This window comes from Enterobacter sp. MGH119 (assembly GCF_001037675.1).
Taxonomy (GTDB): Bacteria; Pseudomonadota; Gammaproteobacteria; order Enterobacterales; family Enterobacteriaceae; genus Enterobacter; species Enterobacter hormaechei_C.
This window is the reverse complement of record NZ_KQ089929.1, coordinates 2354276-2379814: the sequence shown is the minus strand read 5'-3', so window position 1 is coordinate 2379814 and position 25539 is coordinate 2354276. Positions and strand designations below refer to the sequence as shown.

The window sequence follows — 25539 nt, the reverse complement described above, 5'->3', positions numbered from 1 at the left end:
TCATCTTCGGGGGTAGAGCACTGTTTCGGCTAGGGGGCCATCCCGGCTTACCAACCCGATGCAAACTACGAATACCGAAGAATGTTATCACGGGAGACACACGGCGGGTGCTAACGTCCGTCGTGAAGAGGGAAACAACCCAGACCGCCAGCTAAGGTCCCAAAGTCATGGTTAAGTGGGAAACGATGTGGGAAGGCACAGACAGCCAGGATGTTGGCTTAGAAGCAGCCATCATTTAAAGAAAGCGTAATAGCTCACTGGTCGAGTCGGCCTGCGCGGAAGATGTAACGGGGCTAAACCATGCACCGAAGCTGCGGCAGCGACACTTATGTGTTGTTGGGTAGGGGAGCGTTCTGTAAGCCGTTGAAGGTGTGCTGTGAGGCATGCTGGAGGTATCAGAAGTGCGAATGCTGACATAAGTAACGATAAAGCGGGTGAAAAGCCCGCTCGCCGGAAGACCAAGGGTTCCTGTCCAACGTTAATCGGGGCAGGGTGAGTCGACCCCTAAGGCGAGGCCGAAAGGCGTAGTCGATGGGAAACAGGTTAATATTCCTGTACTTGGTGTTACTGCGAAGGGGGGACGGAGAAGGCTATGTCAGCCGGGCGACGGTTGTCCCGGTTTAAGCATGTAGGCGGAGGTTCCAGGTAAATCCGGTACCTTGTTAACGCTGAGGTGTGATGACGAGGCACTACGGTGCTGAAGTGATAAATGCCCTGCTTCCAGGAAAAGCCTCTAAGCATCAGGTAACACGAAATCGTACCCCAAACCGACACAGGTGGTCAGGTAGAGAATACCAAGGCGCTTGAGAGAACTCGGGTGAAGGAACTAGGCAAAATGGTGCCGTAACTTCGGGAGAAGGCACGCTGATGTGTAGGTGAAGCCCCTGCGGGTGGAGCTGAAATCAGTCGAAGATACCAGCTGGCTGCAACTGTTTATTAAAAACACAGCACTGTGCAAACACGAAAGTGGACGTATACGGTGTGACGCCTGCCCGGTGCCGGAAGGTTAATTGATGGGGTTAGCGGCAACGCGAAGCTCTTGATCGAAGCCCCGGTAAACGGCGGCCGTAACTATAACGGTCCTAAGGTAGCGAAATTCCTTGTCGGGTAAGTTCCGACCTGCACGAATGGCGTAATGATGGCCAGGCTGTCTCCACCCGAGACTCAGTGAAATTGAACTCGCTGTGAAGATGCAGTGTACCCGCGGCAAGACGGAAAGACCCCGTGAACCTTTACTATAGCTTGACACTGAACACTGGTCCTTGATGTGTAGGATAGGTGGGAGGCTTTGAAGCGTGGACGCCAGTCTGCGTGGAGCCATCCTTGAAATACCACCCTTTAATGGCTGGTGTTCTAACGTAGACCCGTGATCCGGGTTGCGGACAGTGTCTGGTGGGTAGTTTGACTGGGGCGGTCTCCTCCCAAAGAGTAACGGAGGAGCACGAAGGTTGGCTAATCCTGGTCGGACATCAGGAGGTTAGTGCAATGGCATAAGCCAGCTTGACTGCGAGCGTGACGGCGCGAGCAGGTGCGAAAGCAGGTCATAGTGATCCGGTGGTTCTGAATGGAAGGGCCATCGCTCAACGGATAAAAGGTACTCCGGGGATAACAGGCTGATACCGCCCAAGAGTTCATATCGACGGCGGTGTTTGGCACCTCGATGTCGGCTCATCACATCCTGGGGCTGAAGTAGGTCCCAAGGGTATGGCTGTTCGCCATTTAAAGTGGTACGCGAGCTGGGTTTAGAACGTCGTGAGACAGTTCGGTCCCTATCTGCCGTGGGCGCTGGAGAATTGAGGGGGGCTGCTCCTAGTACGAGAGGACCGGAGTGGACGCATCACTGGTGTTCGGGTTGTCATGCCAATGGCACTGCCCGGTAGCTAAATGCGGAAGAGATAAGTGCTGAAAGCATCTAAGCACGAAACTTGCCCCGAGATGAGTTCTCCCTGAGACCTTGAGTCTCCTGAAGGAACGTTGAAGACGACGACGTTGATAGGTCGGGTGTGTAAGCGCAGCGATGCGTTGAGCTAACCGATACTAATGAACCGTGAGGCTTAACCTTACAACGCCGAAGCTGTTTTGGCGAAGAGACGAAATTTTCAGCTTAGATTCAGAGTCCGAAGGATTTTGCGCTGAGACAAGGCGGCAAACGAAGGAAAGGAAGGAGCATACTGAGGTATGTGACTGACTTTACGAGAGCAGCCAACGCAGTATCAGTGCGAAAGACACAGGACAGAGCACAAGAATTTGCCTGGCGGCTGTAGCGCGGTGGTCCCACCTGACCCCATGCCGAACTCAGAAGTGAAACGCCGTAGCGCCGATGGTAGTGTGGGGTCTCCCCATGTGAGAGTAGGGAACTGCCAGGCATCAAATTAAGTAGTAAGCCGGTGCATTAATCCGGTGGTTACAGAAGTATTCGGTGGAGCGGTAGTTCAGTCGGTTAGAATACCTGCCTGTCACGCAGGGGGTCGCGGGTTCGAGTCCCGTCCGTTCCGCCACTTATTAAAAGCCCTGAGCGTTAGCTCAGGGCTTTTTTCTTATCTGCCATTTGATTGTTGCGAAATTAGCAAAAATCCTCTGCGTTTTACGATCTTTTTCGTCATAACAACTACAGCGATAATCTTCCTCAGTTTACGAACATAACGATTGAGGAATCATATGACTATCCCTGCACTGGGTCTGGGCACTTTTCGCCTGAAAGACGATGTTGTTATTGCATCTGTTAAAACCGCACTCGAGTTGGGCTATCGTGCTATTGATACGGCGCAGATTTATGATAACGAAGCTGCCGTAGGCCAGGCTATCGAAGAGAGTGGCGTACCGCGCGACGAACTTTTCGTCGCCACTAAAATCTGGATTGAGAATCTCAGCAAAGACAAGCTGATCCCAAGCCTGAAGGAAAGTCTGAAAAAGCTGCGTACTGATTATGTTGATCTGACGCTGATCCACTGGCCATCTCCTGATGATGCCGTCTCTGTGGAAGAGTTTATGCAGGCGCTGCTGGAAGCAAAAGAGCAAGGCTTAACGCGTGAAATTGGCATCTCTAACTTCACCATCCCGTTGATGGAAAGGGCCATCGCCGCAGTGGGTAAAGAGAATATTGCCACCAACCAAATTGAACTCTCTCCTTACCTGCAAAACCGCAAAGTCGTGGACTGGGCGAAACAGCATAGTATTCACATCACCTCGTACATGACGCTGGCATATGGTAAGGCGCTGAAAGATGAAGTGATTGCGCGCATCGCTGAGAAACACAATGCGACAGCCGCACAGGTGATCCTGGCATGGGCGATGGGTGAGGGCTATGCCGTGATCCCGTCTTCAACCAAACGTGAAAACCTGGCAAGTAACCTGTTAGCGCGGGATCTCCAGCTTGATGATGAAGATAAAAACGCGATCGCTGCACTGGAATGCAACGATCGTCTTGTCAGCCCGGAAGGGTTAGCACCAGACTGGGATTAATAAAACCCTCCCTCTGTACCCTTAAACCCTCACACAGCTCCTCCGGGAGCTGTTTTTATATGTTCGCTAAGGAAGTCGATAAAAGCGCGTATGCGCGTACTTACCGCTCTGTCACTGTAATACACTGCGCTAAAAGGCATCTCTACAGGTAAGCGTTTGTCAGCCATCAGTTCTACAAGCTGACCCGCAGCTATTTCCTTATCAATCATATAGTCTGATAAACAGGCGATCCCATTTCCTTCAAGACAAAGCTGTTTCAGCGTTTCTCCGCTATTAGACGAAAGTCCGCAGGTGATCTCATGAAGTTGTCCGTCATGACAGGCTACGGGCCAGGTGTTCAGCGAGACAGGCTCCGTAAAGCCCAGGCACAGGTGCTGCTTCAGCTCCTCAACGGTCTCCGGTTTGCCATGCTCTGCAATATATTGCGGTGACGCGATAATTTTGCGATAGCTGGTGAACAGAGGGCGAGCGCGTAAACTTGAATCCGTCAGGGTTCCCGCGCGGATCGCCACATCAACTTTACGCTCAATCAGGTTAATAAACGTCTCGGAGGAGACCAGGGACAGAGTCATCTCCGGATAACGCTCCCGGAATGGCTTGATTAACGGCATCAGAAAATGAAGCACAACCGGCGTCGCCGCATCAATGCGTAGCAATCCACGCGGAGTGCTACGCGTCTCCATTATTTCCGTCTCAGCTGCCGCCATCTCCTGCAAAACGGATTGTACGCGGCGAAAATAACGTTCGCCTTCTTCCGTCAGGCTGAGCTGCCGCGTTGTTCTGTTGAGCAGACTTACCCCGAGCTTCATCTCCAGCTTTTTCACCGAGCGGCTGATGGCGGAGTTCGCCTGCCCGAGCTGTTCGGCCGCACGGCTGAAGCTGCCGCTTTCAACAACGGCAACAAAGATAGTCAGTTCTTCCGATGTGGCTTTCATTATTGCATCATCCGCAAAATTCTATTGAGATTCTAACCATTTTTGTTATTTAAACACTGGCGCATACTGCCTGTCATCTTAATCCTGAAGAGACGGAGTATTTATGCCACTGGCGCTTCTTGCCCTGACGATCAGTGCCTTCGCAATTGGCACGACCGAATTTGTTATTGTAGGACTTGTTCCCACCATTGCTGAACAACTCGCCATTTCGCTGCCTTCTGCCGGGCTGCTGGTATCTATTTACGCGTTAGGCGTCGCTGTTGGGGCGCCTGTGCTGACCGCATTGACTGGGCGCTTTGCGCGTAAAAAACTGTTAGTTGCCCTGATGGTGCTCTTCACCGCCGGCAATATTCTGGCGTGGCAGGCTCCGGACTACACCACGCTGGTCATTGCCCGTTTGCTGACTGGCCTCGCGCACGGTGTCTTCTTCTCCATCGGTTCCACGATTGCAACCAGCCTGGTGCCAAAAGAGAAAGCGGCGTCAGCCATTGCGATTATGTTTGGCGGCTTAACCGTTGCGCTGGTCACCGGCGTGCCGTTAGGAACGTTTATTGGGCAACATTTTGGCTGGCGAGAAACCTTCCTCGCGGTATCGCTGTTGGGCGTGATTGCTCTGGTAGCCAGCCTGCTGCTGGTACCCTCCAGTATTCCGGGGCGCGCGAGCGCCAGCCTGAGCGATCAGGTTAAGGTTCTCACACACCCGCGCCTGCTGCTGATCTATGCCGTTACGGCTCTGGGTTATGGAGGTGTGTTCACTGCGTTCACTTTCCTTGCACCGATGATGCAGGAACTGGCTGGTTTTTCTCCGGGCGCAGTGAGCTGGATTTTACTGGGCTACGGTATCTCCGTCGCAATCGGCAATATCTGGGGCGGCAAACTTGCGGATAAGCATGGTGCGGTACCGGCGCTGAAATTCATTTTCGCCGCGCTGGTTGTCCTGCTGATGATTTTCCAGTTCACCGCGTCGATACAATACGCCGCGCTGGTAACCGTGTTGGTTATGGGAATATTCGCGTTTGGTAACGTACCGGGATTGCAGGTCTATGTTGTACAGAAAGCCGAACGCTATACGCCCAATGCGGTGGATGTCGCATCCGGCCTGAATATCGCCGCATTCAATATCGGCATCGCACTCGGATCGGTTATCGGCGGGCAGACGGTTGAACACGTTGGATTAACCCAAACGCCATGGATTGGTGCGGTAATTGTGCTTGTCGCTTTCCTCCTTATTGGTCTGAGTGGACGGCTTGATAAACCCGCTCGTGTCGCGCTTGGGTAAGTATCAGTAAGTGCTTGCTTACAAAACTGGAAAGCGGTTTCTCAGTAATTGCGTTGAAAGTGTGACCTAAAATCCCTATAACATTAGAACCAGTCCGTTTTCCGGGCTGGTTCATGTTACAGAGGCCGTTTCCAAAAGTGCGAAAAAATACCTATGCCATGCGTTATGTTGCCGGAATGCCCGCGGAGAGGATCTTGCCTCCGGGGTCGTTTGCGAGCCTGGGTCAGGCATTACCAGCGGGTACGCCATTAAGCAGTGACGAAAAAATTCGCGTACTGGTGTGGAACATCTTTAAACAACAGCGTGCGGAGTGGTTATCCGTACTTCAAAATTTTGGTAAAGATGCGCATCTGGTTCTGTTACAGGAGGCGCAAACCACGCCTGAGCTGGTCAGGTTTGCAACGACAAACTATCTTGCAGCCGATCAGGTGCCTGCCTTTGTTCTGCCACAGCATCCTTCTGGGGTGATGACCCTTTCAGCCGCACATCCGGTCTATTGCTGCCCGCTGCGTGAACGTGAGCCGATCCTGCGTCTGGCAAAATCGGCGCTGGTCACAGTCTATCCGTTGCCCGACACCCGTCTGCTGATGGTGGTAAACATTCATGCGGTGAACTTCAGCCTCGGTGTTGATGTGTACAGTAAGCAGTTACTTCCCATTGGCGATCAGATTGCTCATCACAGTGGGCCGATCATTATGGCAGGGGACTTCAATGCCTGGAGCCGTCCGCGTATGAACGCGTTGTACCGCTTCGCGCGTGAAATGTCGCTGCGTGAAGTTCGTTTTAACGATGACCAGCGCAAGAAAGCGTTTGGTCGTCCTCTCGATTTTGTCTTCTATCGGGGTTTAAGCGTGCACGACGCCTCCGTTCTGGTGACGCGCGCCTCCGATCATAATCCTCTACTAGTTGAATTCAGTCCCGGCAAACCTGATAAATAATGGTGCGTCAGGTCTGCCGTGGGGCAGGCCTGTGCGGGTGCTGCCCTTTATTTTTTAACCCATAAAAGGACAGCAACATGACAACAACACACTCCCATCATGACAACGTCGAAAAACAGTTTGGTTCGCAGGCAAGTGCCTACCTGAGCAGCGCCGTGCACGCCTCTGGCCGCGACCTGGTGCGTCTCGGCGAGCGGCTCGCCGCGTTTCCTGACGCGCACGTGCTGGACTTAGGCTGCGGGGCAGGGCATGCCAGTTTTACCGCCGCAGATCAGGTTGCTCAGGTGACGGCGTATGACTTATCGAGCCAGATGCTCGATGTGGTCGCTGAAGCGGCGAAAGCGAAAGGACTGAATAACGTCACGACGCGCCAGGGCTACGCTGAATCATTACCCTTTGAGGATGCATCGTTTGAGGTTGTGATTAGCCGTTACTCTGCACACCACTGGCATGATGTGGGGCAGGCATTACGGGAAGTGAAACGCGTACTCAAACCGGGCGGAATCTTCATCATCATGGACGTGATGTCTCCCGGACATCCGGTACGAAATATCTGGCTCCAGACGGTTGAAGCGCTGCGTGATACCTCGCACGTGCAAAACTACTCCAGTGGAGAGTGGCTTACGTTTATCACCGAAGCCGGCTTGATTTCACGCTCATTGATAACCGACCGTTTGCCGCTGGAGTTTGCGTCATGGATTGCGCGGATGCGCACCCCCGAGGCATTAACTCAGGCGATCCGATTGTACCAGGAGAGCGCCTCTGCTGATGTGAAGGCGTACTTTGAGCTGCATGACGATGGTTCGTTTACTAGCGACACCATTATGGCTGAAGCGCAAAAAGCAGGATAAACAAAAAAGGCACCGAGGGGAATCGGTGCCTTTTTAACAAGCGAACGTACTATCAGGAATCTGGCGTAGCGCTGTTTTTCACAAACAACGTCAGCTGGTCGCCAGGTTGCAGGTTGTCAGTATCGTTGTTCCAGCGCATCACATCTTTGATGTTTACGCCGTGACGCTTAGCAATACTGGACAGCGAGTCGCCTTTACGTACGCGATAGGTAATGCTATCGCTGTTTTTAGCGAGACGCTGTGCGCTGCTACCTGCACCTACGTTCAGCGTTTGACCCACTTTCAGACCAGATCCGCGCAGATTATTCCACTGCTGGAGATCTTTCGCATTCACGCCAAGACGTGATGCAATACCTGAAAGCGTATCACCTGAACGCACCTTATAGCTGCGGCTGCTTACAGGCGACGTATCAGCGATCAGCGTGGACTGAACGGCTGCGATTTCACCCGAAGCTAAAGACTCTCGTAACTGTTCCGCATGTTTCTGCGGAACCATCACATAGCGTGGGCCACTAGCACCCAGCGTGGAGCCTTTAACACCTGCATTAAAGGTTTTAAGCTTACTTACCGACATACCCGTCATATCGGCAACCTGTTGAATATCAACCGGGCTGCTGAGGCGGACACGCGCCAGTGCACGACTTTCGTCTGGTGTTGGCAGTTGTACACCGTAACGTTTGCTGTTCTTGAGAATGTCACTCAGTGCCAGCATTTTCGGTACGTAAATCTTTGTTTCCTGTGGCAGTGAGAGCGACCAGAAGTCTGTGGATTTTCCACGCGCTTTATTCGCTTTCATTGCCTTCAGTACACGACCTTCACCACTGTTATACGCCGCGACAGTCAATAACCAGTCGCCGTCAAACATCTTGTTCAGACGTTGCATCATGTCGAGAGCGGCTGTCGTTGAAGCGACAACATCACGACGCGCATCGTAGTTGCGGGTCTGCTTTAAACCATAATTTCGCCCTGTGCTCGGAATGATCTGCCAGATGCCTGCTGCATTGGCGCCAGACGTCGCGTGCGGGTCAAAAGCGCTCTCCACTATGGGTAGTAGTACCAGTTCCATAGGCATGTTACGTTTCTTAACTTGCCCGGCTATCCAGTACATATACGGCTCTGCCCGTAATGTTACATCGTGGAGATAGCTCTTATTTCTCAAATACTTCTGTTTCTGTTCGCGAATCCGGCTGTTTTCCGGAATTCCCATCTTTAGCTCGTCGCCAATAGAGGCCCACAAGTCTTGTTCCTGCGCGAAGGATGTCCCATCGTCCAACCATCGCGCCTGACTCGTAAACTTCCCTGCTTCCCCTTGACCAGCCGCAGAAAGGCTCTGTGCGTGCTGTTGTACGTTGCTGCCGTTTTGTGACTGGCAACCTACAAGCAGGACAGAGGCGAGTAATATCGCTTTTGCCTTCATGTGTGTGTCAATAGTTGCTTAAAAGACGAGCGATGATAACGGCGAAATTTTGAAAAGGCAACCCGCAATTATCTGAAGTTATCTTTCTTTGACCTTAACCATGCAAATCGCGCTTCAGGTTGTAACAAATTTGTTTCTTGATTAATTTTATTAATTAAATCAACATCATCAGTTCTTAAAAATAAATTAATTTGTCGTTCATTTTTCAGAATTACGGGGAGTGTTTTTTGGTTTTTTGCACGTAACTCCTTCACTTTCAGGTAATAATCCTGAATCGCCCGATCCTCAGGCAGCACGCTTGCAGCAAACTTCATATTCCCTAATGTATACTCATGTGCGCAACAAATTACGGTGTCGGCTGGAAGCGCATTAATTTTTTGTAAAGATTGATACATCTGTTCTGGCGTGCCTTCAAACAGCCTTCCACAGCCGCCAGAAAACAGCGTGTCGCCACAAAACAGATAAGGTTTGCTGTAGAAACAGAGATGACCGGAAGTGTGACCTGGCGTAGCAAATACGGAAAACTCCCACCCGAGGATGAGGATACTTTCGCCTTCTTCGACAACTTGCGTCGTACCCTTATCCTGTGTCTCTGCCGGTCCGTAGACGGGAAGATGAGGATAGCGCGCAAGGAGATCGGGAACACCGCCGACATGATCGTGATGGTGATGGGTAAGTAGGATCGCTTCAGGCTGCCAGCCGTTTTCTTTTATCGCGTGCAGGATCGGTGCGGATTCGCCTGGATCAACAATGATGCATCTGCGATCGTCGTCGACTAAAACCCAGATGTAATTGTCCTGAAAGGCGGAAATACTGATAAGATTCATGCATTACCTCTTATAGCGTGGCGGGTGTTTTGATGAAACCGGCAAGGATACCTCAGACTGTCGCACCACCGGAACGTTGGGCAGAGTTGCCCTGGGGTGAATATTATCGCGAGGCCTTAGAACTTCAGCTTAAACCCTGGCTCGCGAAAATGTATGGTTTTCACCTGCTTAAGATTGGCAATCTGAGCGCAGAAATCAATACCGAAAACTGCGCTATCTCGCATCAGGTTAGCGTATCGCTTAATGGCTCCCCGGTTCAGGTGAAAGCGGATCCGCTGCATTTGCCGTTTGCGGAAAAATCCATTGATGCCTGTCTGCTCGCCCATACGCTGCCCTGGTGCAGCGATCCCCATCGTCTGCTGCGGGAAGCCGACCGCGTTTTGATTGATGACGGCTGGCTGATCCTGAGCGGTTTTAATCCGCTGAGTCTGATGGGGCTACGTAAACTGACGCCCGTTCTGCGCCGCACGCCGCCCTATAACAGCAGGATGTTTACCATGATGCGCCAGCTGGACTGGCTTTCACTGTTAAATTTCGAAGTGCTGAGCTATGGGGGTTTTCAGGTCATCCCCTGGACGCGTAAAGGCGGGGTTTTATTAAGCACCCATTTACCCGCGCTGGGCTGCATGCAATTTATTGTCGCGCGTAAGAGGACGATCCCCCTTACGCTCAACCCAATGAAGCAAAGCAAATCAAAAACGCGGATCCGCCAGACCGTGGGGGCAACGCGGCAGTACAAAAAACCGTGATCAGGATTCAGGTTGATAACCTGCATCCTCATGGGTTGGGTTGGATGCCGCCGCGCGAGCCAGCTCGTCACAGCGTTCGTTTTCAGGATGACCGGCGTGCCCCTTTACCCACTCCCATTTGATTTCGTGCTGACCGAGGGCGGCATCAAGACGCTTCCAGAGATCGACATTCTTGACCGGTTTTTTCTCTGCCGTTTTCCAGCCGCGTTTTTTCCAGTTGTGGATCCATTGGGTAATGCCCTGGCGGACATACTGGCTGTCGGTACTCAGCACCACGTCGCAATGTTCTTTTAACGCTTCCAGCGCCACGATGGCCGCCATCAACTCCATGCGGTTGTTGGTGGTCAGGAAATAGCCTTCACTAAAGGTTTTTTCATGCTGGCGATAGCGCATAATGGCACCATAGCCGCCGGGCCCTGGGTTACCGAGACAAGATCCATCGGTGAAAATTTCTACCTGTTTACGCATCTCTGGTAGACTTCCTGTATTTGAAACGTTCAGTAAAACGATAAGTCTGACATAAATGACCGCTATGAGCACTGCAATTACTCGCCAGATTGTTCTCGATACCGAAACCACCGGTATGAACCAGATTGGCGCCCACTACGAAGGGCATAAAATCATTGAGATTGGTGCCGTTGAAGTGGTGAACCGTCGCCTTACGGGCAACAACTTCCACGTTTACCTCAAACCCGATCGGCTGGTGGACCCGGAAGCGTTCGGCGTTCACGGAATTGCCGATGAGTTTTTGCTGGATAAGCCCACCTTTGCCGACGTCGCAGATGAATTTCTCGACTACATCAGAGGTGCGGAACTTGTCATTCATAACGCGTCGTTCGATATCGGCTTTATGGACTATGAGTTCAGCAAGCTCAACCGTGATATTCCGAAGACGAATACGTTCTGTAAAGTCACGGATAGCCTGGCGCTGGCAAGGAAGATGTTCCCCGGCAAGCGTAACAGCCTTGATGCCCTGTGCTCTCGCTATGAGATAGACAACACCAAGCGAACGCTGCACGGCGCGTTGCTCGATGCCCAGATCCTGGCCGATGTCTACCTGACCATGACCGGCGGGCAAACGTCGATGAAATTCAGTATGGAAAATGAATCCCAGCAGACGCGAGATGAAGGGGGAATTCAGCGCATTGTGCGTCAGGCGAATCGCTTACGGGTCGTTTTAGCCAGTGATGAAGAGTTGATGAATCACGAGTCTCGTCTTGATTTGGTGCAGAAGAAGGGCGGGAGCTGTCTGTGGCGCGCCTGAAAAGGTGCCGAAACGTTTGTTAATTCATCGTTTGGGTGATTTTTGCAGCAAACGATTCAAAAGTTAAGAAAAAGCGTTGACGAGTTCAGAGTCAAACCGTAATATTCGCCTCGTTCCCCACACGGGAACAGTGGAGCGGTAGTTCAGTCGGTTAGAATACCTGCCTGTCACGCAGGGGGTCGCGGGTTCGAGTCCCGTCCGTTCCGCCACTATTCAGGCCCACGTTACTTGTAACGTGGGCCTTTTTGTTTTTCCTCTTTCTCATGTTTTCCTTAATTTCTGCTCTGGCACATCTGCTGAAAATCATATTTATACCATTCTGTTTTTTGTATTTAATCAATTCTAATCCGCTTAAAAATAGTGTAGGTTAATTACATCATTTCCCTCCTCTTATAATTCTGTTTTCACGTCATTCTTAATAACCCTCTGGTGTTAACTATTCTTAATCCTGCGTAGATTCTCTCGTGGTTTTTTCCTACCTCTATAAAGAAACCAGTCATGCTATTTTTGAGCATCATGTCAATAGACTCTATGGGCGTGAATTATGTAAGGAAGGCATAAGAGCATGGCACTAAAGGATGTATTCACGCCGATGTGCATATGTCCTTAATTTAGCATTGAATTTCACCAAGGACTTTAAGTATGACTGAAAATAAGGTCATTTTAGCGGTCAACAACGGAGACGGTAAAACGCGGTTGTTGACAGCAGATGCAGGCCGTACGGTTAAGGTAAAGCTTATCCCCGGCAATAAATATTTGCTGAAAAATGTGAATGACGACTTTGCGCCAGAAAATATTACGCTTCAACGCGTTGGCAAAGCGTTACATATTATTCAGGAAGGCGACACACAGCCCAGCATTATTATTGAAAATTATTTTGACGGCGATTCGAAAAACCCAACCCTGATGGGTATGGCCGAAGATGGATTGCTTTATGCCTATATCCCTTTGTCTGGTGAAAGCTACGATAATGGCTATCTCATGGCTGAAGGTGGTCTGGCTCCGGTTGCCCTGGGCGGTGAACCGTTAGGCGCCGGTGGGCCTCTTTTGTCTGCCCCGGACGACGAAAATGACATGCTGTTTGGCATGTTAGGGTGGTTTGCGCTTGCGGCGGCAGGTGTTGGCGCTGCGTTTGCTCTGTCCGAACTGGACAAGGATGAAAGCGATAGCCAGCCCGCCCCCGAAAAACCGAGCATTGGCAAGGCTGTGGATGATGAAGGCTCGATTAAAGGACCGCTTAAGTCCGGAGACGTGACTGATGACTCAACGCCTTCATTAATCGGTAAAGGCAAGCCGGGCGATACCATCCATATCATCGATAATGATAAGGAAATTGGCTCCGTCATCGTCGACGACGAAGGCGAATGGAGCTATACGCCGGATAAGCCGCTGGGCGACGGTGAACATGACCTCTCCGTTGTGGTTGAAGATCCGGACGGCAACATGAGCCCGCCGTCTGACCCCATTACCATCGTGGTTGATACCGTTGCGCCAGATGCGCCAACGATTGAGCACATCATGGATAAAGTGGGTAAAGTCACCGGCGAGATCCTTGAAGACGCTTACACCGACGATCCAAAACCGGAGATGAGCGGTACCGGTGAAGCGGGCGCGACGATTACCATTTACGATAACGGTAAAAAGATCGGCGAAACCACCGTTAACGACGACGGTCGTTGGTATTTCAAACCTTCAGAAAACCTGACTGACGGCAACCACAGCATCACGGTTAGCCAGACGGATAAAGCGGGTAACGTCAGCGAGCCTTCTGATGAACGTGATTTTATTGTTCTGACGGAACCTCCGGGGAAAGCAGAAACGCCGTCAGTTATTGACGACAACGGTCCGGTAACGGGTCCGCTTAAGCCGGGTGACGTGACGGATGACACTAAACCTTCATTCAGCGGTGAAGGCACGCCGGGCAATACCATCGTTATCAAGGATAACGACAAAGAGATCGGCTCCGTTATCGTCGATGACGAAGGGAAGTGGACCTACACGCCTGAGAAAGATCTCAGCGAGGGTGAGCATAACGTTGAGGTGATTGAAGAAGATCCGCTGGGTAATGTCGGCCAACCCTCCGATCCGATCCAGATCATTGTCGATACCACGCCGCCGGCAAGACCGGACAGGGTCGATGCTGAAGATAATACCGGTCCGATTACCGGCCAGCTGAAGGGCGGCGACGTCACTGACGAAACGCGTCCGGTATTCAGCGGTAAAGGTGAACCGGGCGACACCGTGACCATTTATGATGGTGATGAAGTTCTGGGCTCTACCGTCATCGATGACGAAGGCAACTGGTCGCTGAAACCGGAGAAACCGCTGGGCGAAGGCGATCACAGCATCACCGTTACGCAAACGGATAAGGCGGGCAATACCAGCGACCCCTCGGAAGCGCTGGAGTTTGAAGTTGACACTACCGCGCCTGATGCTTCAGCAGATGTTCTGAAAATTACCGCCGTAGCGGATGACGTAGGCGATCGTCAGGGCAACGTTGCCAGCGGTGAAATCACCGATGACAGCAAGCCGTTCATTAGCGGTATCGGCGAAGCGGGCAATACCGTCTATGTCTATACCACCGACGCCTCCGGTAAACACCTGATTGGTTCAGCGGTTGTGGGCAGCGATGGCACCTGGAGCCTGACGCCTGAAACCCCACTGACGGAAGGTTTGAACCAGCTGACGCTGGAGACACAGGATCCGGCGGGTAACCGCGTTGCGGGCGATGCACCGTCTTACGACATCAACCTCCTGATCCCGATCAGCACTCAGCCGTCCATCAACAGCGTGGTGGACAATTCAGAACCACACTTTGGCCCGCTGCAAAAAGGCGACGCCACCAACGATACCACGCCAACCCTGAGCGGCAGCGCTGCGCCGGGTGACATCGTGTCGATCCTCGACAACGGTAAGGTGATTGGCTCCGTCACGGCGGACAGCAACGGCAAGTGGACGTTCACTCCGGACGCCGCGCTGGCTGATGGCAAGCACACCTTCACCGTCACTGCGACTGACGCAGCGGGCAACTCGCGCACCAGCGGCAGCTTCCCGATCGTGATTGACACTGCGGCACCATCTCCGGCAGAAAATATCGTTATCAATGATAACGTGGGCGACAAGCAGGGACCGGTAGGTTCAGGCGACACCACAGACGATCAGTCCCCGACCCTGAGTGGCGAAGCCGAGCCGGGCAGCGTGGTGGACATCTATGATAACGACGAGAAGATCGGTTCCGTCATCGTTGATGACGAAGGTAAATGGTCCTATACGCCAGACAAACCGCTGGATAAAGGCGATCATGAGATCACCACTACCGTAACCGATCCGTCTGGCAACACCAGTGAACCGTCGCCGGGGATCTCCTTCACCGTCGACTCTGATCCAAACCAGGTTACCGTGGGTGAAGTGGTGGATGATCAGGGCCCGATCGTGGGCAACCTAAAGCCGGGCACCGTGACCGATGATGTTCGCCCTGAACTGAGCGGTAAAGGTAAGCCAGGCAGCACCGTGACCATTAAAGATGGCGACGACGTGCTGGGCTCCACCGTGGTGGATCCGGACGGCAACTGGACGTTCACGCCAGAGCAGGATCTGGCTGACGGCAATCACAGCCTGACCGTGGTGTCCAAAGATCCGGCGGGTAACGAGGTGACCTCACCGTCCTTCGATATCACCGTCGATGCGACCGCGCCGGAAAAACCTGTGCTGGGATCCGCAACGGATGACGTGGGCACTATTCGCGGCGATCTGAGCAACGGCAGCACCACCGACGACGCAAACCCAACCTTCAACGGCTCTGCAGAGCCGGGCAGCCGTGTCGATATTTACGACAACGGTGAGCATATTGGTTCGACGATTGCGGACGATAAAGGCGCCTGGCAGTTCACGCCAACTACGCCTCTGCCAGAAGGTGAGCACCATATCACCACTACCGCAACGGATGAAGCGGGCAACACCGGTCCGGAATCGGATGATTTTGTGCTGGTGACCGACTACACCCCACCTGTAGCAACCGGCGATGTGCTGAACATTACGTCCGTAATGGATGATGTCGGCGGCCGTCAGGGTAACGTGGCCAGCGGTGAAATCACCGATGACAGCAAACCGGTTATCAATGGTATTGGTGAAGCGGGAAGCACCGTCTTTGTTTACAGCACGGATGCTAACGGCAAACATCTGCTGGGCTCAGCCGTAGTCAACAGTGAAGGCACCTGGACGCTGGCGCTGGATACACCGCTGGTGGAAGGGCTTAATCAGCTGACGCTCGAAACGCAGGATGCCGTTGGTAACCGCGTGGCGGGTGAAGCACCGTCTTATGATATTACCGTTCTGATCCCGGTCAGCACCGAGCCGTCCATCAACAGCGTGGTGGACAACGCCGAGCCGCACGTCGGCCCAATGCAGAAAGGCGAAACCACCAACGACACCACCCCAACCCTGAGCGGCAGCGCTGCACCGGGCGACGTTGTGTCTATCCTCGACAACGGGAAAGTGATTGGCACCGTCAAGGCGGATAGCAGCGGTAAGTGGTCGTTCACCCCGGATACCGCGCTGGCGGATGGTCAGCACACCTTCACCGTCACGGCGACTGACGCAGCGGGCAACGCGCGCACCAGCGGTACCTTCCCGATCGTGATCGATACTGCGGCACCGTCTCCGGCAGAAAATATCGTTATCAATGATAACGTGGGCGACAAGCAGGGGCCGGTAGGCGACGGTGACACCACCGACGACCAGTCTCCAACCCTGAGCGGTGAAGCCGAGCCGGGCAGCGTGGTGGACATCTACGACAACGACGAGAAGATCGGTTCCGTCATCGTTGATGACGAAGGTAAATGGTCCTATACGCCAGACAAGCCTCTGGCTAAAGGCGATCATGAGATCACCACTACAGTGACCGATCCGTCTGGCAACACCAGCGAACCGTCACCGGGGATCTCCTTCACCGTCGATCCGGATCCAAACCAGGTCACCGTGGGCGAAGTGGTGGACGATCAGGGGCCGATCGTGGGTAACCTGAGGCCGGGCAACGTGACCGATGATGCGCGTCCGGAACTGGGCGGTAAAGGCAAGCCGGGCAGCACCGTAACCATCATGGATGGCGACGATGTACTGGGCTCCACCGTGGTGGATCCGGACGGCAACTGGACGTTCACCCCAGAGCAGGATCTGGCCGATGGCGATCACAGCCTGACCGTGATTTCCAAAGACCCGGCCGGAAACGACGTGACCTCTCCGTCCTTTGATATCTCTGTCGATACCGTGGCACCGGAAAAACCGGTTGTCGGCCTTGCGACAGATGACGTGGGTTCCAGCCGTGGCGATCTGAGCAGCGGCAGCACCACCGACGATGCGAACCCAACCTTCAAAGGTTCCGCGGAGCCGGGCAGCCGTGTCGATATCTATGATAACGGGGAGCTGATTGGTTCTACCGTGGTGGACGAAAATGGCGGCTGGCAATTTACGCCAACCACCGCGCTGCCAGAGGGTGAGCACCATATCACCACTACCGCAACCGATAAGGCCGGTAACACGGGTCCGGAATCAGATGATTTTGTACTGATCACCGACTACACCGCGCCTGACGCGAGCAAAGTGGCGATCACCGAAGTCTATGACGACGTGAACACCGCAGGCGTCATTGCCTCCGGCGAAGAAACCGACGACAACCGTCCGCTGATCAAGGGTACCGGTGCGGAAGCTGGCAACACCATCACCGTCTACAGCGGCGACAAGGTGATTGGCACCGCGACCGTGCAGGCCGACGGCACCTGGTCCCTCGAGCCGACCACGCCGCTGCCGGACGGGAAGTACACCCTGACGGCGAAAGAGACCGACGGCGTGGGCAACGTCTCCGGTCCGTCCGGTGAGTACATCATCAACGTGGCCACCGTGCCGCCGCAGGCACCGACGCTGGACACCGTGTATGACGACGTGGCCCCGCACGCGGACTACCTGCAGAAGGGTGACGTCACCAACGACACCACCCCGACCCTGAGCGGCAGCAGCGGCGTGGCGGGCGGCACCATCAGCATCTACGACAACGGCCGCCTGATTGGCACCACCACCGTGGGCAGCAACGGCAGCTGGAGCTTCACGCCGGATACGGCGCTGGCTGACGGCAGCCACAGCTTCACCGCCACCGTCACCGACGGCGTGGGCCGCACCAGTGAGCCAACCGGCGGCTTCGGTATCGTTATCGATACAAAAGCACCGGACGCGGCCTCCGACCTGCTGGTCACCGACAACGTCGGTGCGTACCAGGGCCCGGTCGTGAGCGGCGACACCACCGATGACAACACCCCGACCCTGAGCGGCAGGGCCGAGCCGGGCAGCACGGTGAACATCATCGACAACGGCCAGGTTATCGGCTCCACGAAGGTGAACCCGGACGGCACCTGGAGCTACACCCCTGACCAGCCGCTGGCGAACGGCGCACACGACCTGACCACCACCGTCACCGATCCGTCGGGCAACACCGGGCCGGAAGGGTCGCACGTGGTCATCACCGTTGACGTGGTCCCGGGCAAGGTGGAAATCACCGCCGTGACCGATGACGCCGGCAGCGTGACCGGCAGCCTGTCCCGGAACGCGGTCACCGACGACACCCGTCCGCAAATCAGCGGCACGGCGAAGGCGGGCAGCACCGTAACCATCATGGACGGCAGCAACGTGCTGGGCACCACCACCGCGGGCGCGGACGGCACCTGGAGCTTCACGCCGAGCGTGGATCTGGGCCGCGGCGAGCACACCTTCACCGCCACGGCGAAGGATCCGATGGGTAATGAGTCAGCCAGCAGCAGCTGGACCGTGACCATCGATACCGATGCGCCGGTGAAGCCGACCATCGACGCGGCGCTGGACGACGTGGGCAGCGTGCAGGGTAACCTGGCGAACGGCGGCAGCACCGACGACCCGACGCCGACCCTGAGCGGCAAGGCGGAAGCGGGCAGCACCGTGAAGATCTACGATCAGAACGGCCTGCTGGGCGAAGTGACGGCGAAGGCCGACGGCACCTGGAGCTTCTCGCCGGTGGCGAAGCTGCCGGAAGGCGAGCACCGCTTCCACGTGACGGCGACGGACAGGGCGGGTAATACCAGCGCAGCGTCCGACGATTTCGTGCTGAACCTGGACTACACCGCACCAGATGCAAGCAAAGTGAGCATCACTGACGTGGTGGATGACTTTGGTTCTGTGACCGGCTCCGTGACGTCAGGCGGTAAGACTGACGATAACGCGCCGCTGATCAAAGGCACCGGCGCGGAAGCGGGCAACACCATCACCGTGTACAACGGCGACAAGGTGATTGGCACCGCCAAAGTACAGGCTGACGGCACCTGGGAGCTTCAGGTCACGAAAGCCCTGCCTGACGGGACTTACAACCTGACGGTGAAAGAGACCGACAGCGTGGGTAACACCACGGCGGCTTCACCGGAATACATTATTCAGATCGATGCAGGCGGTCAGCCGCTGCCACCGACCCTGAGCAGTGTCGAAGATGACGTCGCGCCGCATACCGGTCCATTGCAGAAGGATGCGACAACCAACGACAACACCCTGCTTCTGACCGGTACTGCGGAAGCCAACGTGACGGTTCGCATTTATGGCGGCCCGAACGGTACCACCCTGCTGGGTGAAACCAAGGCCGATGCCCAGGGCAAATGGAGCTTCAACACGCCGAAACTGGCGGACGGCGTTCATACGTTTGTCGCGGAAGCGATTAACGACATTGGTCAGGTAAGCCCGCAGACTGGCGGCTTCCCAATCACGGTTGATACCAGCGCGCCGGGTGAGGTCACAGGCTTTATCGTGAGCGATAACGAAGGTCCGAAGACCGGCGTATTGGCTAATGGCGACACCACTGACGATGCGACGCCGACCATCAGCGGTAAGGCAGAGCCAGGCAGCGTTGTTCACGTCTACGTGAACGGCCAGGAAAACGGTACTGCGGTTGCAGACGCGAACGGTAACTGGACCTACACCACCGGTTCTCTGGCGGATGGAGAATACACCTTCACCGCGCGTGCTGAAGATTCAGCAGGCAACCTGGGAGCTGAAAATGCCGGTGTTACCGTCACGCTTGATACCTCCAGCGTTCCGGTCACCATCGTTCGCGTGATGGACGATAAAGGCAGCGTCACGGGTGAAATGAAGGCGAACGACGTCACTGACGACGCGCGTCCGGAAATTATCGGTAAGGCGAAAGCAGGCAGCACTGTCACCATCATGGATGGCAACGTGGTGTTGGGCAGCGTCAAGGCCGATGCCAGCGGCAACTGGGTATTTACGCCTACCAGCGATCTGGGCGATGGCGTACACAACATTACGGCAACCGCGAAAGATCTGACGGGTAAAGAGGATACCTCCAGCACCTTCAGCTTCGAAATTGACAGTAAAGCACCGAATCGTCCGAGCATTGATTACGCGGAGGATCAGGTGGGTACCGTTAAGGACGACCTGAACAGCAACGATGTCACTGACGATCCGCAGCCGATCCTGCACGGTACGGCTGAAGCGGGCAGCACCGTCAATATTTACACCGTTGACGGCACCCTGCTGGGTTCAGTCACCGCGAACAGCAACGGGGCATGGAACTTCAAGCCGGGCAGCAAGTTACCTGAAGGGAAAAACACCTTCTACGTGACGGCCACGGATGAAGCCGGCAACGTCAGCGACAAGTCTGCGGACTTTATTCTGACTACCGACTACACCGCGCCGGATGCGAGCAAAGTGACCATTGATTCCGTCACGGATAACGTGGGTAACGTTCAGGGGATTGTTGCAGATGGCGGCGTTCTGGACGATACACGTCCGGTAATTCGCGGCTCTGGTGCGGAAGTAGGCAACGTTATTACCGTGTACACCACGGATAAAGACGGCAACACCAAAGTACTGGGCACCACCACGGTCGATCAGAACGGCAAATGGGAACTGACGCCATCTGAATCGCTGTACGGTGATTCCATCAACCAACTGACCGTGACGGAAACCGATCGCGTTGGCAACGTGGCGAAACCGGCTGACAGCTATGACGTCATTATGTCCGACACGCCGGATGCGCCAGCGATCCTTAACGTTCTGGACGATACCGGCACAACCGTTATCAACCTGGCCAACAATGCGTTGACCAAAGACGATACGCCAACCCTGAAAGGAACGGCGGACGGTGCTGCGGGCGATACTATCACCATTTACAACGGCAGTCAGGTTGTAGGTAAAACAACGCTGAACAGCGATGGCACCTGGAGCTTCACGCCATCTCCGGCACTGGCTGACGGTAGCTACACCTTTACGGTGACCAATACCAACAGCGCGGGTCAGGAGAGCGATCGCAGCGGTTCGTTTACGGTAACCATTGATTCAACAGCGCCGAATCCGGTTTCCGGACTGCAGGTGTCTGACGATCAGGGTGCCTGGAAAGGTCAGTTGACCGACGGTATGACCACCGACGACAACAAGCCAACCTTCACCGGTAAAGCGGAGCAGGGCAGCACGGTTACTATCTATGATAATGGCCAGGCGATGGGTACCGTCACCGTCACCAACCCAGACGGTAGCTGGCAGTTCACGCCGTCCACGCCGCTGGTTGATGGCGAACACCAGTTCGCGACCCAGGTAACGGATCCGGCAGGTAACGCCAGCGCGATCGTTGACGATATCACCGTTAACGTCTCTACGGGCGCAAGCTATCTGCAGCTGCTGCAGGTGGTGGATGATGTCCAGGAAGCGGGTGGTTCTCGCGTGCTTCGCGATGGTGAAGTCACCAACGACAGCCAGGTACAGCTGGTCGGTAAGGCGACGGCGGGCAGTACCATTATCATCACCGACGTGGGTGGCGTTCAGCTGGGCACCGTGAAAGCGGATGCCAACGGTAACTGGGAATTCACGCCGACGAGCAGCCTGAGTGATGGCGCGCACACGCTGCGCATCACCGGGACCGACCCGTCCAATAACCCGCTCACGCCGATCGACTTTGATCTGGTTGTGGATACGGTTGCGCCTGTCGCACCGGCTATCACCGATGTGCTGGACGACGTCAACCCGGTTCAGGGTTCCGTTGCTCACGGCAAGCCGACCAACGACACCACGCCGGAAATCACCGGTACGGCAGAGAAGGGAAGCACGGTGAATGTGTACCATCAGGTGGATGCGACAACCCGCATTCTGCTGGGTACCGCCGTTGCCGATAGCACAACGGGTCAGTGGACGCTACAAATCACTGACGCGAACAAGCTGGCTGAAGGCACCTGGAATCTGGTCGCAACCTCCACGGACGCGGCGGGCAACGTCAGTACGCCGAGCAACACCTGGACAATTGTTGTCGATACCACCGTGTCTGACGCGGTTATCAACATCAGCTCTGTCTCGGAAGACCGTGGCGCTTCAGATACTGACTTCATTACCAGCGATAACACGCTGTTGATTAACGGTGAGCTGAACAAAGCCCTGCAGGCGGACGAGTGGGTTGAGATTAGCCTCGACAACGGTGTGACCTGGACGCGTGCCTCAACGGTAACCGGCACATCCTGGACTGTGGATATGCAGAGCACGCCGCTGAACGATGGTGCTTACACCATTCAGGCGCGCGTGGTGGATAACGCCGGTAACGTCGGCAGCACCGATTCTCAGGCGCTGCAGGTGGCATCGGGCGGCAGTGACATGAACGGTCTGTCTACGACAACCAAAGTGACTACCGATACCAGCCATGGTCTGACGACCGGGGATCACTTCAGCCACGCGGCAACGGCAACCAACGGCGACATGGTCACCCGTGACCGTACGGTGACCATCAGCGGCAACCTGAGCGCGGCGCTGCAGGCGGGCGAACATCTGCAGATCTCTCTGGATAACGGAAAGACCTGGAAAACGCTGGCGCTCAACGGCCAGAGCTGGAGCTATGAACTGCCGGAAGCGACGGCAAGCACCACCCACAGCTTCAAGCTGCAGGTGATTGACGTTGCGGGTAACCCGGGTACGAACACGAACTTTGCCGATAGCTACAACGTGGTTATCGATCTGGATTCTCCGAACGGTATTACCGGGGCGCCAGATGTGCCGCAGCACACCACCACAGGAGATTCGTTCACCTTCTCCAGCGGTCAATACGGTCGTGTTGAAGCGGGGGCGATTATCTCGCTGGTGAGTGACGTCAACAACAACGGGACATATCAGGAAGGTCTGGATCAGGTCATTGGCTTCGTGAAGGCTAACGCTGACGGCTCCTGGAGTCTGAATACGTCGCTGCCTTCTGGCGCACATAACCTGGCCTTTGTGGTCTGGGATGAAGCGGGTAACCGCTCAAGCATGAGCGCCAGCACCAGTACAGGTGTCACCGAAGGTGGCGGCAGTACGCTGATTGAACAAACCTGGGGGGGAACGACCGATGCGGATAGCCGCGGTTTGAACGCCGCTGCGGTGACCATCAGTCAGGACGGTTTGTGGTCATTCTTCCAGAGTGCTCGCGGCACTTCTGGTACAGCAACCGCTAACGCCGGACGTGTCTATGACTCCGTCACGCGTGAAGACTACGATTCAACGTACCTTGCCCAACCGTCAACTGAAAACGGTGCGGGTTACGACGTAGATAGCACGTCATACAGCCGTTATGTTAACTCCGCAGCCTTTGCGGACATTAACCGCGATGGCTATGCCGACGTCATGTCTCAGATCAGTAGCTATAGTAACGCGGGTCGTACCGCCTACTGGCTGCAGAACGCAGACGGTAGTTACTCCGCGAAGGCGCTGGATCAGGGCACCCTGAACCACCTCGGCGGCGTGATTTCCTATGACCGTGAAGGTGATGGCTATCTGGACTTTGTGCTGGGTGACTCCGAAGCAGACTCCATTTCGTTCATCAAAAATACGCAGGGCACGCTGAGTTACGAGGATAATTCCGGCTTCTCTGACGGACATCCTGGCGGGGCACTGCCAGCGTCGCTGAGTGTGCTGCACGAAGTAGGGGCTGTGGATATCGATAACAACGGTACCGTAGATATTACGGCACATATCGACTACAACGGCGCTGGCAACCTCGTCGGCAACAACTCCCGCGGTCTGGGTATCTTGTATAACCAGACTACCGGGACGTCGAAGACCAACTTCGGTGAAGTTGGCTACTACGCGAACGTGTTCCGTGACGATGGCCATGAAGACTACGGTAACTTGTCTATCTCCATGACCTATGCGGATTACAACAACGATGGTTGGCTGGATCTGTTCCTGAGCCGTGGTTCGAAGGGGGGCAGTAACAGCGACGAGAGCCGTATCTATCTGAACGATGGTACCGGTAAGCTCAATGCAACGGACAGCCAGGCGCAGTGGTTTGGCGATAACGTTGATGGCGGCACGTCGCTGGCAGTGGACTGGAACCACGACGGTAAGATGGACATCATCGAAGTGCCACGCTCTGGCGTGACTGGCTCGCCAATGTTGTATACCAATACCGGTAGTAACAACTGGGGCGCCAATAAAGTCAGCCTGACAGGTAGCACGACGTTCAACAACATGACGGGTGCCGTCGCACTCGACTATGACTGGGACGGTTCGATGGACCTGGTGCTGTACCGCTCTGGCGCGGATGCTGATGTCGTGGCAAGAGACGACGCGGGACGCACGATGCTGGTGAAAAACACCAATATCGCGGCGGACGGCACGAGCCTGCAGATCCGTATTGTTGACGGCAACGGCATCAATACCTTCTACAGCAACACCGTGAAGTTATACAACTCAGCGGGCGAGCTTGTGGCAACCCAGTTGATTAACCCGCAGTCCTCTGGTTCCAGCAACAGCATTGGTCTGGTGAGCTTCTTCGGGCTGGATCCGAATGAAGTTTACTCCGTGCAGATGCTGCGCATTACCGACGGTGAAGCGGATCACGTTGGCGCAACGAGCAGCATTGGTGGTTACACCAACGGTACGGTAAATGAGAGCTGGGGTGGCCTGACAACAGGTAAAGCCCATGACTCCTACGTACTGACGGCGGAAAGCGGCAATGCGGCAAACAACACCTCTGGCAACAGCGGGATTGTCGGGACGGGCTATAACGACACCTTCTTCGGTTCTGCAGGCAACGACACCTACAACGGTGGCGGCGGCTGGAACCAGATTGTGAGCGGTAAGCCGGTCTGGAGCGAAACTGCCGGTATGGACGTTGTTGACTATAGCCGTTCAACTACTGCGATCAACGCGAACCTGTGGACAGGTACTGCAACCGGTAACGGCACCGATAAACTCCTCAATATCGAGGGTCTCTTAGGTTCCAGCCAGCAGGATACGTTTACGGATAACTCCGCAAATAACCTGTTCGATGGTCGCGGTGGCAATGACGCCTTCTACCTGGTCAACGGCGGTAACGACACGCTGATGTACAACGTGCTGGAAGGAATGACCAACGACAGCACCGGCGGCAACGGGCACGACACTATCCACGGCTTCAAGGTGGGTAATCTGGTGAAAGACAGTGATGCAGACCTGCTCGATATGAGCGAGCTGCTTGACTATAAGGGCTCTATCTCCTTCTTCGAGGACGATGGAAAACTGGAGCTGGATTACTCCTCCCGCGGCGTGCTGGATTACGTCAAGGTGGAAGTTGTCGGAAGCGATACCGTGATCAGTATCGACCGTGACGGTCAGGGCGGACAGCATGGATTTACTCAGGTTGTCACGCTGGCTGATGTTCAAACCGATCTGGTTACGCTGCTGCAGAATAACCAAATAATGATGTAACCCAGTAAAACCCGCCATCTTCGGATGGCGGGATTTCTGCGCATCTCTGTTGTTTTACGATCAATCACTGGGTTAATCGGGAATTTGAT

The 25539-nt window shown here is 54.8% G+C and carries 11 protein-coding genes, 2 tRNA genes and 2 rRNA genes; 11 read left to right on the top strand and 4 right to left on the bottom strand.

The genetic code is table 11. The features are described 5' to 3' along the window. The 4 genes from SK53_RS11320 to dkgB form a co-directional block, all read left to right on the top strand. A 23S ribosomal RNA gene (locus SK53_RS11320) occupies positions 1-2062 on the top strand; the annotation flags it as partial. A gap of 188 nt (positions 2063-2250) precedes the next feature. Then, positions 2251-2366 (top strand): 5S ribosomal RNA (rrf, locus tag SK53_RS11315). Positions 2367-2421: 55 nt separating this feature from the next. Then, positions 2422-2498: transfer RNA gene (locus SK53_RS11310), tRNA-Asp, on the top strand. 160 nt (positions 2499-2658) lie between these two features. Then, complete coding sequence (gene dkgB, locus SK53_RS11305) at positions 2659-3462, top strand: 2,5-didehydrogluconate reductase DkgB (protein WP_048209366.1); 804 nt, start codon at positions 2659-2661, stop codon at positions 3460-3462. A 29-nt stretch (positions 3463-3491) separates the two neighbouring features. On the opposite strand, the gene yafC is transcribed toward dkgB, so the two are convergent. Further along, positions 3492-4397 (bottom strand): DNA-binding transcriptional regulator YafC, encoded by a 906-nt coding sequence (gene yafC / locus SK53_RS11300; RefSeq protein WP_048209364.1) that lies wholly within the window; start codon positions 4395-4397, stop codon positions 3492-3494. Between the two features lie 103 nt (positions 4398-4500). On the opposite strand from yafC, the gene SK53_RS11295 reads away from it, so the two are divergent. The 3 genes from SK53_RS11295 to SK53_RS11285 all read left to right on the top strand — a co-directional run bounded on the left by SK53_RS11295 (position 4501) and on the right by SK53_RS11285 (position 7465). Continuing rightward, entirely contained in the window at positions 4501-5676 is a 1176-nt protein-coding gene (locus SK53_RS11295; RefSeq protein ID WP_003863248.1) for an MFS transporter, read from the top strand. Between the two features lie 137 nt (positions 5677-5813). Next, entirely contained in the window at positions 5814-6614 is an 801-nt protein-coding gene (locus tag SK53_RS11290; protein ID WP_003863247.1) for an endonuclease/exonuclease/phosphatase family protein, read from the top strand. A gap of 77 nt (positions 6615-6691) precedes the next feature. Continuing rightward, a complete protein-coding gene (locus SK53_RS11285; RefSeq protein WP_048209362.1) occupies positions 6692-7465 on the top strand; it encodes a class I SAM-dependent methyltransferase in 774 nt (257 codons plus the stop codon). Positions 7466-7517: 52 nt separating this feature from the next. On the opposite strand, the gene mltD is transcribed toward SK53_RS11285, so the two are convergent. Beyond that, complete coding sequence (mltD, locus tag SK53_RS11280; RefSeq protein WP_022650424.1) at positions 7518-8882, bottom strand: murein transglycosylase D; 1365 nt, start codon at positions 8880-8882, stop codon at positions 7518-7520. Positions 8883-8950: 68 nt separating this feature from the next. Then, entirely contained in the window at positions 8951-9709 is a 759-nt protein-coding gene (gene gloB, locus SK53_RS11275; protein WP_022650425.1) for a hydroxyacylglutathione hydrolase, read from the bottom strand. Positions 9710-9741: 32 nt separating this feature from the next. Between gloB and SK53_RS11270 the strand changes: the two genes are divergently transcribed. Next, on the top strand, positions 9742-10458 hold the full coding sequence (locus SK53_RS11270; RefSeq protein WP_048209360.1) for a class I SAM-dependent methyltransferase: 717 nt from the start codon (positions 9742-9744) through the stop codon (positions 10456-10458). Here SK53_RS11270 and rnhA read toward each other — a convergent pair whose 3' ends face one another. Continuing rightward, positions 10459-11037 (bottom strand): ribonuclease HI, encoded by a 579-nt coding sequence (gene rnhA / locus SK53_RS11265; protein ID WP_160840538.1) that lies wholly within the window; start codon positions 11035-11037, stop codon positions 10459-10461. Between rnhA and dnaQ the strand changes: the two genes are divergently transcribed. The 3 genes from dnaQ (at position 10991) to SK53_RS11250 (ending at position 25450) form a co-directional block, all read left to right on the top strand. Next, entirely contained in the window at positions 10991-11722 is a 732-nt protein-coding gene (gene dnaQ / locus SK53_RS11260) for a DNA polymerase III subunit epsilon (RefSeq protein WP_057979995.1), read from the top strand. The two genes, rnhA and dnaQ, sit on opposite strands and share 47 nt — an antisense overlap. 132 nt (positions 11723-11854) lie before the next feature. Continuing rightward, positions 11855-11931, top strand: a tRNA-Asp gene (locus tag SK53_RS11255). Positions 11932-12364: 433 nt separating this feature from the next. Then, a complete protein-coding gene (locus SK53_RS11250; RefSeq protein WP_048209358.1) occupies positions 12365-25450 on the top strand; it encodes an Ig-like domain-containing protein in 13086 nt (4361 codons plus the stop codon). The last annotated feature ends 89 nt before the right edge of the window (positions 25451-25539 follow it).